The sequence below is a fragment of the Rhizobium sp. 0TCS1.26 genome (genome assembly GCF_050455525.1).
Taxonomy (GTDB): Bacteria; Pseudomonadota; Alphaproteobacteria; order Rhizobiales; family Rhizobiaceae; genus Neorhizobium.
In genome coordinates this window covers 23372-40227 of the sequence record NZ_JBCIYV010000005.1, presented here as the reverse complement: position 1 = coordinate 40227, position 16856 = coordinate 23372, and the positions used below count along the sequence as shown (strand labels likewise).

Annotated in this window: 11 protein-coding genes; all 11 read right to left on the bottom strand. The window is 64.3% G+C overall.

Features of this window, described 5'->3' with window-relative positions:
* Positions 1-4: 4 nt before the first annotated feature.
* The 11 genes from trxA to AAIH46_RS19790 all read right to left on the bottom strand — a co-directional run bounded on the left by trxA (position 5) and on the right by AAIH46_RS19790 (position 16807).
* A complete protein-coding gene (gene trxA / locus AAIH46_RS19840) occupies positions 5-325 on the bottom strand; it encodes a thioredoxin (protein ID WP_430307799.1) in 321 nt (106 codons plus the stop codon).
* A 72-nt stretch (positions 326-397) separates the two neighbouring features.
* A complete protein-coding gene (gene addA, locus AAIH46_RS19835) occupies positions 398-3952 on the bottom strand; it encodes a double-strand break repair helicase AddA (protein WP_430307798.1) in 3555 nt (1184 codons plus the stop codon).
* Positions 3945-7151 carry a double-strand break repair protein AddB gene (addB, locus tag AAIH46_RS19830; protein ID WP_430307797.1) on the bottom strand — a complete coding sequence of 1069 codons (3207 nt, stop codon included), beginning with the start codon at positions 7149-7151 and terminating at the stop codon, positions 3945-3947. The genes addA and addB overlap by 8 nt, the downstream gene beginning before the upstream one ends.
* Positions 7152-7155: 4 nt before the next feature.
* The gene (locus AAIH46_RS19825) at positions 7156-7899 is read right to left on the bottom strand and encodes a nucleotidyltransferase family protein (protein ID WP_430307796.1); all 744 of its coding nucleotides are present in this window, start codon (positions 7897-7899) and stop codon (positions 7156-7158) included.
* Positions 7900-7912: 13 nt separating this feature from the next.
* On the bottom strand, positions 7913-9427 hold the full coding sequence (gene tsaE, locus AAIH46_RS19820) for a tRNA (adenosine(37)-N6)-threonylcarbamoyltransferase complex ATPase subunit type 1 TsaE (RefSeq protein ID WP_430307944.1): 1515 nt from the start codon (positions 9425-9427) through the stop codon (positions 7913-7915).
* Positions 9427-12012 carry an ATP-binding protein gene (locus tag AAIH46_RS19815; RefSeq protein WP_430307795.1) on the bottom strand — a complete coding sequence of 862 codons (2586 nt, stop codon included), beginning with the start codon at positions 12010-12012 and terminating at the stop codon, positions 9427-9429. Before AAIH46_RS19815 ends, tsaE begins: the two co-directional genes overlap by 1 nt.
* A 195-nt stretch (positions 12013-12207) precedes the next feature.
* Positions 12208-13608, bottom strand: coding sequence for an adenosylhomocysteinase (ahcY, locus tag AAIH46_RS19810; protein WP_430307794.1), 1401 nt, complete (start codon positions 13606-13608; stop codon positions 12208-12210).
* A 140-nt stretch (positions 13609-13748) separates the two neighbouring features.
* Entirely contained in the window at positions 13749-14024 is a 276-nt protein-coding gene (locus AAIH46_RS19805) for an HPr family phosphocarrier protein (protein ID WP_430307793.1), read from the bottom strand.
* A gap of 8 nt (positions 14025-14032) precedes the next feature.
* Positions 14033-14434 carry a PTS sugar transporter subunit IIA gene (locus AAIH46_RS19800; RefSeq protein WP_430307792.1) on the bottom strand — a complete coding sequence of 134 codons (402 nt, stop codon included), beginning with the start codon at positions 14432-14434 and terminating at the stop codon, positions 14033-14035.
* 127 nt (positions 14435-14561) lie between these two features.
* Positions 14562-15026, bottom strand: a complete 465-nt coding sequence (locus tag AAIH46_RS19795) for an HPr kinase/phosphorylase (RefSeq protein ID WP_430307791.1) — start codon at positions 15024-15026, stop codon at positions 14562-14564.
* Positions 15023-16807 carry a stimulus-sensing domain-containing protein gene (locus AAIH46_RS19790; RefSeq protein ID WP_430307790.1) on the bottom strand — a complete coding sequence of 595 codons (1785 nt, stop codon included), beginning with the start codon at positions 16805-16807 and terminating at the stop codon, positions 15023-15025. Before AAIH46_RS19790 ends, AAIH46_RS19795 begins: the two co-directional genes overlap by 4 nt.
* Positions 16808-16856: the final 49 nt, after the last annotated feature.

The window sequence follows — 16856 nt, the reverse complement described above, 5'->3', positions numbered from 1 at the left end:
GAAGTTACGCGGCGCCGGCGATCCAGGCGGAAAGGGCGGTCTTTGGCGCAGCGCCAACCTTGATGTCGGCAACTTCGCCGCCCTTGAACATGGCGAGCGTCGGGATCGAGCGCACGCCGAACTTGGCAGCCAATTCCGGGTTCTCGTCGATGTTCAGCTTGGCAACCTTGACCTTGCCGGCAAGCTCGGTCGAGATTTCTTCAAGGCTCGGCGCGATCATCTTGCACGGGCCGCACCATTCGGCCCAGAAATCGACGATGACGGGCTCGGCGGAATCCAGGACTTCGGCCTGGAAGTTGGACGTGTCGACTTTCACGGTAGCCATGGGGCTCTCCTTCGATGATGGTGTTGGCATCAATGTGATGCGCTGCAGCGGCAAATTCAATGCCTGCCTATCTCACTTTGTCACGAGTTCTTCAAGCGAGGCGGAGAGTGCCGCATCGGGAATCTCCAAGACGGTCGCGGTCTCCGTATAGACGAGGATGCAGCCGACGGAGTGTCCTGGATAGAGCGGCTTGAGGATCTCGCGATAGATCGCCAGCTGCGCGCGGTGCGCCAGCGGCACCTGGTCCACCGTCCTCGGCGCGAACCTGTTGGTCTTGTAGTCGACGATGAGAACGCGCTTGTCCGGCGTCACCGCCAGTCGGTCGATGCGTCCTGACACCGCATGCTGACGCCCGCCAAGCGAGATCGTCCCCATGATCGACACTTCCGCCTGCGCATGGCCAGAAAACAGCGCCTGGAGGTCCGGGCGGCGGAGCACCGCCATGATCGAGGCCGCCAGCGACCGGCGTTCCGCCTCTGCCCAGAAGGCGGCGGTGCGCGACAGGTATCGCTCCGCTGCCGGTTCCTGCTCCTCTGGTGCAAGGCCGGGAAGCACCTGCAGCATGCGGTGTGTCAGCCGGCCCTTCTGCAGGCCGCGGCCGGCCTTCGGCGTCTCCCCGAACAGAGGCGAGATGAAAGCGGCATCTCCGTCTTCCTCTTCCACCATGGCGCCGGCGCCGGATGGGCTCAACGGTCGCGGCAGCGGGCGGGAAGGGGGCAGAGGCTGCGACAGAGCCTGCGGAAGCTGCACTGCAGCTTGGTCGCTGTCGCTCCTGTCGTCACCAACAGCGACCGGCCGTCCGGCACTAGCGGGAAGACGCCACCGGTGACCGCTCCATTCGCCATCCGGCCCTGTGAAGCTCGCCAGTTCGCAACGTTCGGTATCGGCACACAGCGCGCGCGTGATCATCGCCTGCCAGCTTTCGTCATTCTCCAGCTTGCCGCGATAGCCGCAGACGATCAGCCGGTCGGCGGCCCGGGTCATCCCGACATAGAGGAGGCGTCTGTATTCTTCCTCTGCGGACGTCTTCAGCCTGTCCTCGTCGGTCGAAATAAGTTCGTTGGAAAGCGTCTTTCCCGGCACCCAGGCCGGTACGTCCACCGCGCCGATCTTGAGGAAGCGGAACTTCGGCACATGCGAATGGATAAAGGCTTTCGACCCGCTGTCGACCAGAAACACCACCGGTGCCTCCAGGCCCTTGGAGGCGTGAACGGTCATGATCCGCACTTCATCGCGGCCGCTATCCTGCTCTCGCTTGATTTCCGGCGTTTCCAGCTCCAGCGCCGAGATGAAGCTCTGCAGCCCGGGCAGTGCCTTGCCCTCATGGTCGAGCGCTAGGCTGAGGAACTCGTCGAGGATATCGCCGGCCTCGCTTCCGAGCCGGGCGAGAAACCGCTTGCGTCCGCCCTCTGCCCCCAGCACGCGGGCAAAGAAGTCGTGGACGCTGTAGCGGTCGGCCATCTCCGCAAGCCGCAGGATCAGGTTGCGGGGGCCGATTAGTTGTTCATCACCGTCATCGGCCAGCGCGCAAAGCCGGCTCCATGCGCTCCTCGCATCCGGACGAAGGCCGGCGATCCGGAAGATGTCGTCCTCGGTGAGATCGAAGAGCGGGCTCTTCAGAACCGCCGCCAGCGACAGATCGTCCTGCCGCTGCAACAGGAACTTGGCGAGCGCCATCAGGTCCTGCACGGCGATATGGCTGGTGAGCCTCAGGCGATCGGCACCCGCAACGGGAATTTCGCCGCGCCGCTTCAGTGCCCGCGTCAGCGCGTTGACGAAGGCGTCGCGCTTGCGCACCAGGACCAGGATATCTCCGGGGCGGATCTTCCGCTCTATTCCCTTTTCGATGACCGTCTCGCGTCCGACGAGTTCGCCAATCCGGTGCGCGATACGGGCAGCGAGGATCGCGGACGGAGCACGATCCGGCGTCGCATCGAAGGGTGCCGTCCAGTCGTCTTCCATGTCCGCAACGTCCGGCACGACGGTGTCCCAGAGATCGACGGCGCCGGGATGTCCGATACGGTTCGACCGGTGGATCACCGGTTCGCCGAGCGCGCTGAGGCCGCGGGCGTTGTCTTCAAGCGAGAACACCTGGTCGACGGCACTGAGGATGTCGGCGGTGGAGCGGAAAGACAGCGGCAATCGAACCGGATGAAAGCGCTGGCCGCCGAGGCCGACGCGCTTCTGCGTGGCAGCGCGTTCTTCGGCGAACCGCTCCGGTCGGGCCCCCTGGAACGAGTAGATCGACTGCTTCTCGTCGCCGACTGCGAAGATCGTCCGGCGTGTCTCGCGGGCGCTGCGCCCGGAAAAGAAGTCTTCCGCCAGCGACTGGATGACGCTCCACTGGACCGGACTGGTGTCCTGCGCCTCGTCCACCAGGATATGGTCGATCCCCTGGTCGAGCTTGTAGTGTACCCAGGCGCCGACGCCGTCACGGGTCAGCAGATGCTCGGTCCGGGCGATCAGGTCTTCGAAGTCGAGCAGGCTGCGTTGTCGCTTCAGGGCCTCGTAATCCTTCTCCAGCCGGGTGGCGAGGGTAAGCGCCGCCCGCGTCGCCGAGAACATCCGCATCACGCGAAGTTTTTCGCGGGTGGCGACCACATGCTCCCGGGCCGCAGCAACGGCGTCGCCGAGTTCAGGCGCTTCCGCAAGCATGGCCTTGGCCACCAGCGACGAATCCGCCTTCGGCTTGCCTGCCTGGGTCAGAAACACCTGATCGAGAAGCTGGGTGCGCAGAAAGACGTCCTCCTGCGCGATCGCCTGTCTCAACGCATAGGCGGCATCACCCGCCTTGGCGCCGCCCTTGCGGTCCGCAAGATCGAGATAGGTCGACAGAAGCCGACCCACGAGCCCCGGCAACGGCCAGTAGGAGGCAGCAACGGACTGCGCATGGTCTCCCGCCGCGATGCCGAGTGTCCGCCGCAGGACGTCATCCACCCCACTGCTCGCCTCGGCTTCCGCCATGAACCGACGGATGGCGGTGCGGTTGGCGACGATGTCGGAAAGCAGCGCCTCAAGCCCCGTCTCGTCGCCGAGCTCCAGAACTTCGGCGAAGGCATCGGCCAGATCCGCTTCGTCCAATGCCGCCGTGGCGGAAAGCAGCGACCGGCGGGCTTCGCCCAGAAGAGCTTTGGCCGCCGCATCGTCGAGAACCGAAAAAAGTCCGGCGACATTTGCCTCAAGCGGAAACTGGTGAAGCAGCGCCTCGCAAAAGGCGTGGATGGTCTGGATCTTCAGGCCGCCCGGCGTTTCCAGCGCTCGGGCGAACAGGCGTCGCGCATCGGCGAGCTTGAGGGAATCCGGCTCAAGACCTTCGATGCCGGCTATCCGGCTGGCGAGATCCCGGTCCGGCAGCACGGCCCATTCGGCCAGCCGCTGGAACACCCGGTTCGACATTTCCGATGCCGCGGCCTTGGTATAGGTGAGGCAGAGGATCGCCGATGGCCGGCAGCCGGACAGCAGAAGCCGGATAACCCGTTGGGTCAGGACGTGGGTCTTGCCGGAGCCGGCATTCGCCGACACCCAGGCGGAACTCTCCGGATCGGAGGCAAGCGCCTGCTGCTGCGCCGTCCAGTCCAGCCAGTGATGCGGATCATCGCCAAGCGTGTCGAGATCTGTCTCACTCATCGGGCTCGCCTTCCTCGGCATCGGCCGTAGCCCATTCCGCCACGCGCGCAAGGTGATCATACTCTCCGCCGAAATCGCTTTGCATCGCAGGGATGAGCCGCGAGGCAAAGCCGACCTGGCCGTTTCGCAGGCGGGTGACGAAGGTCGCCAACTGCGTCAAAGCCTCCTCGCCAAGCTGCTGTGAGGATTTGGGCTGGCTTCTCGCCGTCGTCCGGCCGCCTTCGTTGTTGACCTTGTCGCACGTGAAACGCTCGCCGGGCCGAAGCCGCACGTAAAGCAGATCCTCCGGTCGTGTCGATCCCAGGTCGCGGAAGGCACCTGCCTGCAGCGCTGCAGCTTCAAGCGCCAGCTGCGGGTCGAGGAGCGCGCGTGCCTGCGAGACGGAGGGGTTGAGGCCGGTCTTGTAGTCGATGATGTCGGCGCCGCCCGAACCCTTGATGTCGATCCGGTCGGCAATGCCCGTCAGCCGGATGCCGGCTTCAGGGATGTCGAAACCGGCCGGCAACTCCGTATAGGTGCGGCGGACGTCCTGCATGCGACCCGCCTCCCACCGCAGGAAGGCACGGCCGACCTCGACGAAGCGTGGACGCCAGACCTGTTCGATATGCAGCGGCAGGTCGGCGGCCTCGAACTCCTCGTCGATCAGCCGCAGCATCACGGTCCACGCTTCTTCGGTGCCGGCGACGGGAGAGATGCGCGTGTAGCGCTCGACGATCCGGTGATAGAGCGTTCCGCGCTCGGCAGCACCTGGATCGCGGTTGAACGGATCCAGCGGATCGAGCCTCAGGATGCGCCGCGCATAGATGGAATAAGGGTCGCGCCGCAGCCGGCCCACCTCGCTGAACGAGTATTTCACCGGCTGCAGTTCGGCTGGCGCCGTCGGGGACGGCCGTCTTGCAAGCGCCTGTCTCTCGTCCTGGCCGGCCTCATCGATCTGGCGCGCCCATTGCCGGTATTGCGCACCGCGTGCCCGCAGATCCCCTGCCAGCGTCTCGCCGCCGAGAGCCAGCAGCCGCTGCAGCCAGCGCGATGCGACCGTCGGCGCACCGCCCTTGCGAAGCGATCGCGTATAGATCAGGTGACGTGTGCCGTTTGCCATCTCGAAGTCATGAGCCAGCTGGCCGATCCGCCGCTCGGGCGGTTCCAGGCCGATATCGGTCTTCATGCTGCGCGACAGGAAAGGGTTGTTCACCGACAGTCCGGGCCACGACCCCTCGTTCAAACCGCCGAGGATCAGCGTGTCGACGTGCTGCAGCCGCGCCTCGAGCGTGCCGAAGATGAAGACTCGAGGATGGCTGAGCGCCCGCGGCTTCACCGCCTCGCTGGTCAGCAGGGCAGCGACGATATCGATCCACTGCGGTCCGTCGGCCTCCATCTGCCCGTCGGTCTCGATGATCTCGCCGAGCAAGGCTGCGAGACGTTCGCCGGCTTCCCCCGTCCACAGAGGCCGCAGATCGCCCGCCGCATTGGCGGCGACCGCTTCGAGCACCCGTCCGGTGCGCTCGGCCCAGTCCGACAGCGGAAGCCTTGTTGACAGGCGCCGGCCATCGGCGCGCGTGATGCCGAGGGTCGAGGTCAGCGGGCCCGCGGCAGCGGCCATCCTGTCCGCCAGACCATGCGCGTTCCGGGCTGCGTCCTCGTCCAGCGACAGCCGCCACTGCGGCGGATGCCGATCGGCCTGCTGCTCGGCAAGCCGCGTCGCCAGCAACTCGGGCAGGGCGTCGATATCCGGTTCGCCGGTGCCGCCACGCAGCGCCAGAAGCTCCAGCGCTTCGCCGGCCAGCCTGCGCGTCTCGGCCTCCGAGCCGAAACAGGCGAGCGGGTGTTTCATCAGGGCTGTGATGGCGGTCGGATTGCCCGGCCGCAACATCGCCTCCAGGCAGAGCGTTAGCAGCGTCCCCTGCGGTGTCGCCGACAGCGGCGTGCCGGCGGTGTCGTCGGCGAGAATGCCGAAGCGCGCCAGTTCTGCCGTTACCCTGCGCGCCAGTGCGCGATCGGGCGTGATGAGCGCGGCCTGCGATTCGCCGTTGTCTCCCGGCCTCTCAAGGGCAAGGCGCAGCGCGATGGCGATTGCTGCTGCCTCTTCGCGCTCATTGCCGGTCTCTACAAGCGCAACATCGGCGAATGCAGCGCTAATGGTGTCGGCCGCGGTCGTCCCGCGCCACTCGTTCCAGCGATCAGTCGCCTCGGCGGGAACCATAGCCTGCGACAGAAGCGCTGCCCGATCCCTCAGATCCTGCGGGACGGATCCCAAGACTTCGACCTCGTCCCGCCGTACCTGCAGCCGCTGAAGCAGGCGATACAGTCCGTATTGCGGATGGCTTCGGCTGGCGGGCTCGCCGGCGATCTCGGATGCACCGCGACCGAGCATCGCCCACTGGTCGTCGGGCATGGACAGATCGAGGCCCGGCAGCACGACGGCGCCATCGGGCAGATCGGCAATAGCGGCGATCAGGTTGGCGGCTGCCGGCACGGAGCCCGTCGAACCGGCGACGATGACCGGCCCGTCATGGGAGCGTTCGGCAATGCGTTTGGATTCGCCGTTCAGGACCGCTGCCTGGTGGCGGGCAGGGGAGGAGCGTCGCAACTCCTCCAGCCGGCTCGGCCAGAAAACGCTAGCGATCTTCAGGAACTCCGCCGTCAGCTGCCACCAGAGCGAATGGTCGGCCACGTCCAGCCGCTCCAGGTCCGACCAGTCGCGCTCCTCCGTCTCGATCGCGTCGATGAGTTCGGCAAGCGCGCGTGCCAGCCAGATGGCATCGGCAGGGCTGGCGGGTGCGACCAGCGGGGACGTCGAATGGACTGCGGTGATGGCGTCCGGCAGGGCGTTGCGCCATGCCAGGATCAGCTGTCCCAGTTCCAGCAGGCGGGCCGTGCCGCCGATCGGCATGGCGAGGTCCATCTCCTCCGGTGCCACGAGATCGAAGAAGCCGCTGTCGTCATCCGTCTCGCCCAGAGGCCGGATGATCGGCAGGATCGCCGAGCGGCCGCCGAACAGGTCGAGGAACTCCGAGCGCAGCACGCGCGCCGCGCGCCGCGTCGGCACATAGATCGTCACTTTGGAGAGTGACAGGGGGTCCTGCGGATCATGCCTGAAAGACGGAAGAAGCGTGCCGTCACAGAGTGCTTCGGCAACCGTGCGCAGGAAGGCGGCCGCCGGGGGAATGGTCAGAACGCGTTTGGATCGCCTGCTGTCCATGCCGTTATGCCGGCCGGGGCGGCTGCAGCGGGCGGCTGGATAGAAACGCCTCCGCCTCGTGCAGCCCCTCGGGCGAGCCGACGGTAATCCAGTGACCGGAAAGGCCGATGCCGTAAAGGCGCTGCCGCTCGATCGCCTTGTCGAAATAGAGGTTGAGGTTGAAGGCATCGTCCGGAGCGTCGGCAAAGAACTCTGTCGTCGTGACGAAGGCGCCGGCATAGACGACGGATGGAGCATCGCCACCACGATGGCGGGTCAGGCGGCCTGCGGGAGAGATATCGAAGTCTTTCGTGCCGTTGTGGCCGATCGACTGCTCCAGCCCGACGCACAGCATCGCCATATCCATCGCGCCTTCGTCGAAGAAGTCGATGAGACGTCGCAGGTTGGAGGGCTGGCCCGCAGGCTCGCCGACCCAGAAGAGATCGGCATTCATTACCAGCACAGGTCCCGGGGGCAGCAGCTTCAGGCCTCTCGCCAGACCTCCACCGTTGTTCATCAGCCGGTCGCGTTCGTCGGAAATCAGGATTTCGAGATCGGTGCGCGCCGACAGGTAGGCATCCATCTGCTCGGCATGATGATGAACGTTGACGGCAACGGTCCGGATGCCGGCTTCCGCGATGAGATCCAGCACGTAGTCCATCATTGGCCGGCCGCCGACCGGCACCAGCGGCTTCGGCATCCGGTCGGTGATCGGTCGAAGACGCGTGCCGAGCCCCGCGGCCAGCACCATGGCGTTCTGGATGGTCATGCGCGATGCCTGCCTATGATTCGCTGAAGTCTATTCCAGCCTCTGCCATCCATTCGCGCAAGGGTGCAAGCGCCGGATGCGCAAGAGCGGTGGCAAGGTAGGTCATGGTACGCGGCATGTGCTTCAGATAGCCAGGTTTTCCATCGCGTTGCTTGAGGCGTACCCATAGCCCGGCAAGCTTGCAGTTGCGTTGTGCGGACATGATGGCGAACGCCGTCCGGAAGGCGTCTTCGTCGAAGCCCGTCTGCTGCGCGTGGCGAAGCGTGAGATAGCGGTTCAGCAGATCCTCGCCCAGGGCCGGCGGAATGGTCACCCGGGCGTCCTGCACCAGAGACGCGACGTCATAGGCGGTCGGCCCGATCATCGCATCCTGGAAATCGATCAGGCCGACCCGGGAGAGGTCCTGATCCGCCTGGCGCCAGATGAGATTGGGGGAATGGTAATCGCGCAGCAGCAGGTGGCGCTCGCTGGAACGCAGCCTGTCGATCAGGCCGTCCCAGATCTCCGAATACCGCTGCCGCTCAAGGTCGGTGGCTGACCTCCCGCCGCGTTTCCAGGGGAGGTACCAGTCGAGGATCAGTCGTGTCTCGATCTTCATCGCCACCGGATCGAAATCGGGGACGGTGTGGAGATGCTCGGCGGTTACCGGAATTTCCCGGACCACCGGCGCACCGTGCAGATGCGCCAGGCATTCGACTGCCGCCTGATAGCGCTCCGCGATCGGCTGTCCCCGCTCATCGAGCACGCCGGCTTCGCCCAGGTGCTCAAGCACCAGAAGCCCGTTCTCGTAATCGGCAGCCAGCACGCCGGGCGCGCGAAGTCCGCAATCTTGCAGATACCGCGCGATGGCGACGAACGGCAGCACCTCTTCGGCCAGATGCGCCACCTTGGGGTAGGGCTTGCCGTCCAGCACCGGCGGTCCCTCCGGATGGCGGGGCCAGTCCATCAGCACGAACTGCGTGCCGTCGGAACGCATCAGGGTCTCGTAGGCACGCAGAGATGCGTCGCCTGTCAGGTAGCGGCGCCGGTCGGCTCCATGGCCGTTCTCGGTCAGGAACCGGCGAATGGTGAGGCTCCGGCCGATCCGCTCAAGATCCGCTTCGGGTCCGGCAATCTCTGCACGTCGTCCCTCTCCGTCATGCACGAGCTGAAGCCGGATCCGGTTGCCGGGCAGTGCCGCGTCCGCCAGCTCCGGCCATTCGACCAGACAGATTCCGTCGGCCAGAGCCTCGTCGAAGCCGAGTTCCTCCAGTTCGGATGCGTCACCCAAGCGGTAGAGATCGAAATGCGCGACCGGAATGCGCAGCTCGTAGGACTGGACGAGGGTGAAGGTAGGGCTCGGGACCTCAAGGTCCGGATCGTCCGCCATTGCCCGCAGGAAGGCCCGCGCAAGCGTCGACTTGCCGGCACCCAGGTCGCCAGAAAGCGCCAGGCAGTCGCCCGGCTTCAGCGCCAGCGCGAGGTCCTCGCCGAGCTGAATCGTCGCCGCCTCGTCGGCAAGCGTCAGGACGATTGAGTCGATCACCATCATTCGGCGGCGACGGACCGGGCGGTGACTGCGCTCGGAATGCGGCAGACGACGGTCGTACCCTCGCCCGGTCGGCTGTCGATCTTAACGTCGCCCTTGTGCAGGTGAACGAAGCTTTCAACGATGGACAGGCCGAGGCCGGCGCCGCTGCGTTTGCCGCCCTTGCCGCTGGAGAAGCGGTCGAACACCGTCTTCAGCACGTCTTCGGCGATACCCGGCCCCTGGTCGGTTACCGAGAAGAAGAAGTTCACGCCGTTGCGCCAGCTGCTGAGGGTGATCGTCGAGCCTTCCGGTGCGAAATTGGCGGCATTGGTGATCAGCTTGATGAGGATCTGCTTCAGGCGCTGTTGATCCGCGACGATGGTCCCCATGCCCCGTGCAGCGACGATTTCCAACATCACCGCATTTTCCTGCAGCCGGTCGGCGATCTGCATGGCGACGTCGTCGAGCAGGTCGTCGATGTCCATTTCGGCGTAGTTGAGTTCCATGATGCCGGCATCGACGGTCGCCAGATCCAGGATGTCGTTGACGATCGTCAAAAGAACGGAGGACGAGGTCGAGATGTGGTCGACATATTCGGTTTGACGCTCGTTGAGCGGCCCGATGCCCGGCGTCTTCAGAAGGTCGGTGAAGCCGATGATGTTGGTCAGCGGTGAGCGCAGCTCATAGGAGACGTGCTGGACGAAATCGTTCTTCAGCTCGTCGGCCTTGCGCAGCGCCTCGTTCTTTTCCTTCAAGGCGCGCTCTGCACGCGCGCTGTCCGTCATGTTGACGAATGTCAGCATGGTCTGAGCGTTGGGAAGCGGAATGACGGCGTAATCCAGCACGATGCCGGAAAACAGCTCGAACGTGCCCTGCAGCGACGGCCGCTCGTCATCGAAATTGGTCAGCATCTGGCCGAACAGCCGCCAGCCGTCTGCCTTGTCGTATTCCATCATGCAGGCGGCTTCGATCGCCTTGATGTGCATGCCGGGCTTGGTCTGGTCTTCGGTCAGGCCCCAAAGTGCCCGGAAGGCAGGGTTGGAGAGCCGGATCCGCCCGTCGGGACCGAACACGGCAACGCCTTCCGCCAGATGGTCGATGGTTTCGCCCTGGACCTTGACCAGTGTGTTGTAGCGGGTCTCGAGGTCGACCTGCTCGGTCAGGTTCTCGAACACCCAGGTGACGCCACCCTGCGGGTGAGCGGTCGCGATGACCTGCAGCGTCTGGGCGTTCGGCAGATGCCAGCGGTTGGTCTGCGTATCGAGCGACCGGTAGACCGACAGCACCGACTCCTTCCAGTTGCGCCAGTTCAGCTGCTCGGGAAGCTTGTTCTGGCTGCGCAGCCTGTCGAGAAGTTCGTTGTGGTCGGGCCGACTTTCCAGGAATCCGAGCTCGAGATCCCAGAGCCGCACGAAGGCTTGGTTGTAGAACTGCAGCCGCTGCTCGCGGTCGAAGATCGCCACCGGCGTCGCCAGGTGGTCGAGCGTCTCGGCATGGCTCTTCAGCGTCCGGTCGAGCTCGGCGCGAATGGTTTCGGCTTCCGAAACGTCGATCGCCATGCCGGCGGAACCGGTCTTGCCGATGACGTCGACCACCTCGAAGACGGATCGATTGCCGCGCACGACGGTCGATACGCGATCATGGAACGGCGCGTTGATGGTCGCGGTCGCACGGATCTTTTCCCGCGCGATGGTGCCGAGGAATTCACGAGCCTCGTTGACGGCGTGTGCCGCATTGCTCGCCTCGACAGCCTCCCCGTAGGCATGGTTGACCCAGGCGAGCTTTCCGTCGAGATCGCGCTGCCAGACCGGCTGCTCCAGTGCGTCGAGAAGCGACTGGAACATCCCGATCGAGGTGACCAGCCGTTCCCGCTCGATCTTCAGCTCCGCCAGTTCGGCGCGCAGGTTGTTGAGGGCGATGAAGCGGATAAATGCCTTGCCGCCCGACACCCGTCCCTGAACCTCGAGGATTTCGTCGCGATTGGTTTCGACGACCATATCGAAGCTGCGGGCCTGACCGCGCAGGCCTTCGATCGCATGTTCCAGTTCGGTCGCCGAATGCGGCCGCATCCATCGGCCGAAGGCGAGGAAATCCCGGTCTTCGGCAGGCGCTCCGGTCTCCGGCGGCAACTGGCCAAGAAATTCAGGACGCGAGGGCCCGGCTTCCCAGATGACGATCCTGCGGTTCTTGTCGGCAATCAGCGCCTCGTACTTGGAGATCCGCTGCTGCGCGTCAGACAGCGCGCCACGCATCTCCTGGCTCTCGGCTTCCAGATTGCCGCGCTGCCGGACGAGCCACACGGTCGACAGCAGTGCAGCTGCGATCGCGCCAACCGTGACCGATGAAAAGATGACCTCGAACGAACTGAACATCCGCGCCGCGGGAAGCGTCCGCTCCTGCGCTTGCGCCAGCGCGATGCCGGCAACGCCGGACAGGGCCGTGCCCGCCAGCGCGGCTCGCGCACTGTAGAACAGCCGGCCCAGGCCTGAGATCCGCTTCTTTGCCACGCGTCCCGCCGTCCGTTGTGAAATTGATGACGGTGCCTCGTCGCAACCGTCGCCCCTGCAGCGCCCCGACAGGGGAGCCGTGTGTTTTACCGCCATTCCGGTCTGTCCCCGTCCATGTGCCGCATCGCCGACAAGACATTCCAGTTCGCCAAGGCCGCCGCCGGCCTCATGCGAATCAAGTCTTGAAACAATAACTGCTTCGCAAATCGCGGCAAAGGCCGGCGCGCAAAAAAGAAGCCGCGGACTTGTCAAGTCCGCGGCTTCTATATCTTGTGGATTAGTCGGCTCAGATTAGTACCGGTAGTGTTCCGACTTGAACGGACCCTGCTGGGACACGCCGATATAGGCGGCCTGCTCGGTCGACAGCTCGGTCAGCTTGACGCCGAGCTTGGCCAGATGCAGGCGGGCGACCTTCTCGTCGAGGTGCTTCGGCAGGATGTAGACGCCAGGCTTGTAGTCGTTGGGCTTGGTGAACAGCTCGATCTGGCCGAGCACCTGGTTGGTGAACGACGCCGACATCACGAAGGACGGATGACCGGTGGCGTTGCCGAGGTTCAGCAGGCGACCTTCCGAAAGCAGGATCATGCGGTTGCCCTTGGGGAACTCGATCATGTCGACCTGCGGCTTGACGTTGGTCCACTTGAGGTTCTTGAGGGCAGCGACCTGGATCTCGTTGTCGAAGTGGCCGATGTTGCCGACGATCGCCATGTCCTTCATCTCGCGCATGTGCTCGATGCGGATGACGTCCTTGTTGCCGGTCGTCGTGATGAAGATGTCGGCGCTCGATACCACGTCTTCGAGCTGAACCACTTCGAAGCCGTCCATGGCGGCCTGCAGCGCGCAGATCGGATCGACTTCCGTGACCTTGACGCGTGCGCCAGCACCCTGCAGCGAAGCGGCGGAACCCTTGCCGACGTCGCCATAGCCGCAGACGACGGCGACCTTGCCGGCCATCATCACGTCAGTGCCGCGGCGGATGCCGTCGACCAGCGATTCCTTGCAGCCGTACTTGTTGTCGAACTTCGATTTGGTGACCGAGTCGTTGACGTTGATCGCCGGGAAGGGCAGGAGGCCCTTCTTGGCCAGTTCGTACAGGCGATGAACGCCGGTGGTGGTTTCTTCGGTGACGCCCTTGAGGGCATCGCGCTGCTTGGTGAACCAGCCGGGAGAAGCCTGCAGGCGCTTCTTGATCTGCGCGATGAGGATTTCTTCCTCTTCCGAGGTCGGGTTGGAAAGCACGTCCTCACCGGCTTCGGCGCGGGCGCCGAGCAGGATGTACATGGTGGCGTCGCCGCCATCGTCGAGGATCATGTTGGACAGGCCGCCGTCGGCCCACTGGAAGATCTTGTCGGTGTATTCCCAGTATTCCGTCAGCGATTCGCCCTTCACGGCGAACACCGGAATGCCGGCAGCGGCAATCGCGGCAGCGGCATGATCCTGGGTCGAGAAGATGTTGCAGGAGGCCCAGCGTACGTCGGCGCCGAGTTCCGTGAGCGTCTCGATCAGCACGCCCGTCTGGATCGTCATGTGCAGCGAGCCGGAAATGCGGGCGCCCTTCAGCGGCTTGCTGTCGCCGAATTCCTCGCGGCAGGACATCAGCCCCGGCATTTCGGTTTCAGCGATGTTCAGCTCCTTGCGACCGAAATCGGCAAGCGCGATATCCGCGACGATGTAGTCTTTGTCGATGCTCATGGTTGTTCTCCAATCCGCAGGTCAAGCGCCTTCGGCGCACAGCTTTTGACAGCCGTCACGACAGGCGACAGCGCTGCCAGCCGTTTAGCAGGCTTACCGGCAACTGGCAATAAGGATATAAAGAAGTCTTTATATGATTGTCACATCTCTTCGCCGAAGCGATTGGCGACAAGCTGCGCGAGAGCCTCGAGAGCCGCTTCAGCCTGAGTGCCGGAGGCACTGACCTCGATCGTGCAGCCGGGACTTGCGGCAAGCATCATGAGGCCCATGATCGACGTGCCGCCGACGGTCATGCCGTCCTTGGAGACATTGATGTCGGCGTCGAACGTGTCGACCATCTGGACGAATTTGGCCGACGCCCGGGCGTGCAGGCCGCGCTTGTTGACAATGAGAAGTTCGCGGGAAAGGGCTGCCATGGAAGGTTTCATTTGCCGCTCAGGACACGGCTGGCGACGTTGATGTATTTGCGGCCGGCCTCGGCGGCTTCGACCAGTGCTTTCTGCATGTCGTTCTCGGCCCTGATGCCGGCGAGTTTGATCAGCATCGGCAGATTGACGCCGGCGATCACCTCGATCTTGCCGCTGTTCATCACGGAGATGGAGAGGTTGGAGGGGGTGCCGCCGAACATGTCGGTCAGGATCACCACGCCGTGCCCGTCATCTGCCCGTTCCACGGCATTGACGATATCCTGGCGCCTCTGATCCATGTCGTCTTCCGGACCGATGCAGACGGTTTCGATATTCTTCTGAGGCCCCACCACATGCTCCAGCGCATGGCGGAACTCGTCAGCCAGCTTGCCATGAGTGACAAGCACAAGTCCGATCATAGTGAAATCACCCCCCAGTACATCGATACGCTCGGCCCCATTTCGCACTGCAACAGGCCTGATGGCGGTGGGAAGCCATCTTGTCCATGTAGACCTGAAGTGCAAGTTAAAAATGGTCGCGAGGATGTCATGAAAATGGCCGCTCCTGATGAAATTCCGGTCGCAGCGCCGTGATCATCGCCAGTGGTTGGCGCGCCCGGCCATGCAGCCGGATCAGGGGCAGAGAAACCCCTTCGACGACGCTGAAGCGTTCGTCTTCCGGCGGCAGACGCTCTGCATCGCCGTCGCCGATCACTTCTATGGCAAGGTCGAGACGAGCCTTGTCAATGCTGGCGACTGTCGCGATGCCGCTCCCGCGAATCTCGATCAGTCCCCGAATGGAGGCGGGACATTCGGCAACGACCATCGAGCCGTGCCGGCGGACGAAGACCTGGTCGTCAGCAACGAGTGCGGCGAAGGCGCCGCGTGCGCGTGCCGCCGCAATGCAGGCAAAGGCAAGGGCAGATTTGCCGCTTCCGGAGGCTCCGGTAAACAGCAAGCCGCGGGTTCCGGCAACGATCACTGTGGCGTGGAGATTGGCGCCCGGCGTCATGCCGTTTCCCCGGTCGGCAGCGACAGCGTGAACCGCGCGCCGCTGACGTCGCCCTTGGCGTCCGTCAGGTTTTCGGCTTTCAGCGAACCGCCATGTGCCTCGGCGATCTGTCGGCTGATCGACAGACCGAGCCCGGAATTCTGGCCGAAACTCTCGCCGTCAGGCCTGTCGGTGTAGAAGCGTTCGAAAATCCGGTCGATGTCTTCGGCGCGAATGCCCGGTCCATTGTCGTCGACCTGGATGACGCAGTTGCCGCGGCTCTTGTAAAGACGGATGGCGATGCGCCCGCCCTTTTCCGGCACGAAGGAGCGGGCGTTCTCGATCAGGTTGGTGATGATCTGGCCGAGCCGCAGGTCATGACCGTGGACGAGGTAGTTCGATTTGGTCCCGGCCTTGTGCTCGACGCTGAGATCGATCTCCACCGGCTTGCGGCCGGTCCGGATCTGCCGCGAGATGTCGATGAGGTTGCCGACGAGGATCTCCATGTTGACCGGTGCAGCATCGGAGCGGGCGAGTTCCGCATCGAGACGCGAGGCATCGGAAATATCGGTGATCAGGCGGTCGAGGCGTCGCACGTCGTGAAGAATGATGTTGGTCAGCCGCTGCTTGGAATCCTCGCTCCTGGCGACAGGAAGTGTTTCCACGGCGCTGCGCAGCGAGGTCAGCGGGTTCTTCAACTCGTGGCTGACATCGGCGGCAAAGCTTTCGATCGCATCGATCCGGTCGTAGAGCGCGTTGGTCATGTCGCGCAGCGCGATCGACAGGTTGCCGATCTCGTCCTGCCTGGCGGAGAAGTCGGGGATCTCCTCGCGCTGCTTCACGCCGCGTCGAACGCGGATGGCCGCTGCCGACAGGCGACGCAGCGGATTGGCGATCGTCGAGGACAAGAGAAGCGACAGGAGAATGTTGACCAACGTCGCGACACCGAACACGCGCATGATGGCGAGCCGCTCCGCATGCACGATATTATCGATGTCGCCGGCCTGGGTCGACAGCAGCAGAACGCCGAGCACGGCGCGGAAACGCTGCACCGGCACGGCAACCGAGACAATCAGTTCGCCCTTGTCGGTGACGCGGACCACGGCGCCGCGCACGCCGGTCAGCGCGTTCATCACCTCCGGGTAGATAGAACCGTCGCCGCCGGGCGCTTCCTTGTAGGCCGGCAGGTTTCCGGGCTGCAGCATCCGGTTGATGAGGCTGGCGAACCAGTCGTTCCAGGTGCCAGACTCGCCTTCAACCGGCGGCAGGTCGTAGCGCAAAACCTGTCCGCGCGAATAGAGGTGGCGCGAATCAAGCAGCAGGTTGGCATCGGCATCAAACAGCCTGGCGCGGGTGCGGGTCGGGGAAATCAGCCGGCGCAGGACCGGCGCCACCCGTTCCGAATCGATCGGGAAGTCGAGGTCTTCATCGTTCGGCACCGGCGTGATGCTTTGGCCGGCCTGCAGTTCCAGCAGCTTTTCCGGATCGATGGTGATGGAGTTCGTGTCGACCGATGCCGATGCGGAGATCGCTCCGGCAATGATCTCGCCCTGCGTCAGAAGGCTTTCCACCCGCGCGTCGATCAACCCCTCGCGGAACTGGTTGAGGTAGAGAATGCCCGCGACCAGAACCACCGTCGCTGCGATGTTGAAGAACAGGATGCGGCGGGTAAGGCTGGAGAAGACCGCATTGCCGAAGATGCGGCGGATCAGCGTGAACGGATGCGACCATAGCCGGCGGCTGACGCGGCGAGGTTCTTCCTGCGCGTCAACCCTGTGTGACTGGATCGTCTGATCGGACAAGCCTCTCCCTTTCACCCGCAACGCCGGCCGTCACTGCGGTCAGAGCACG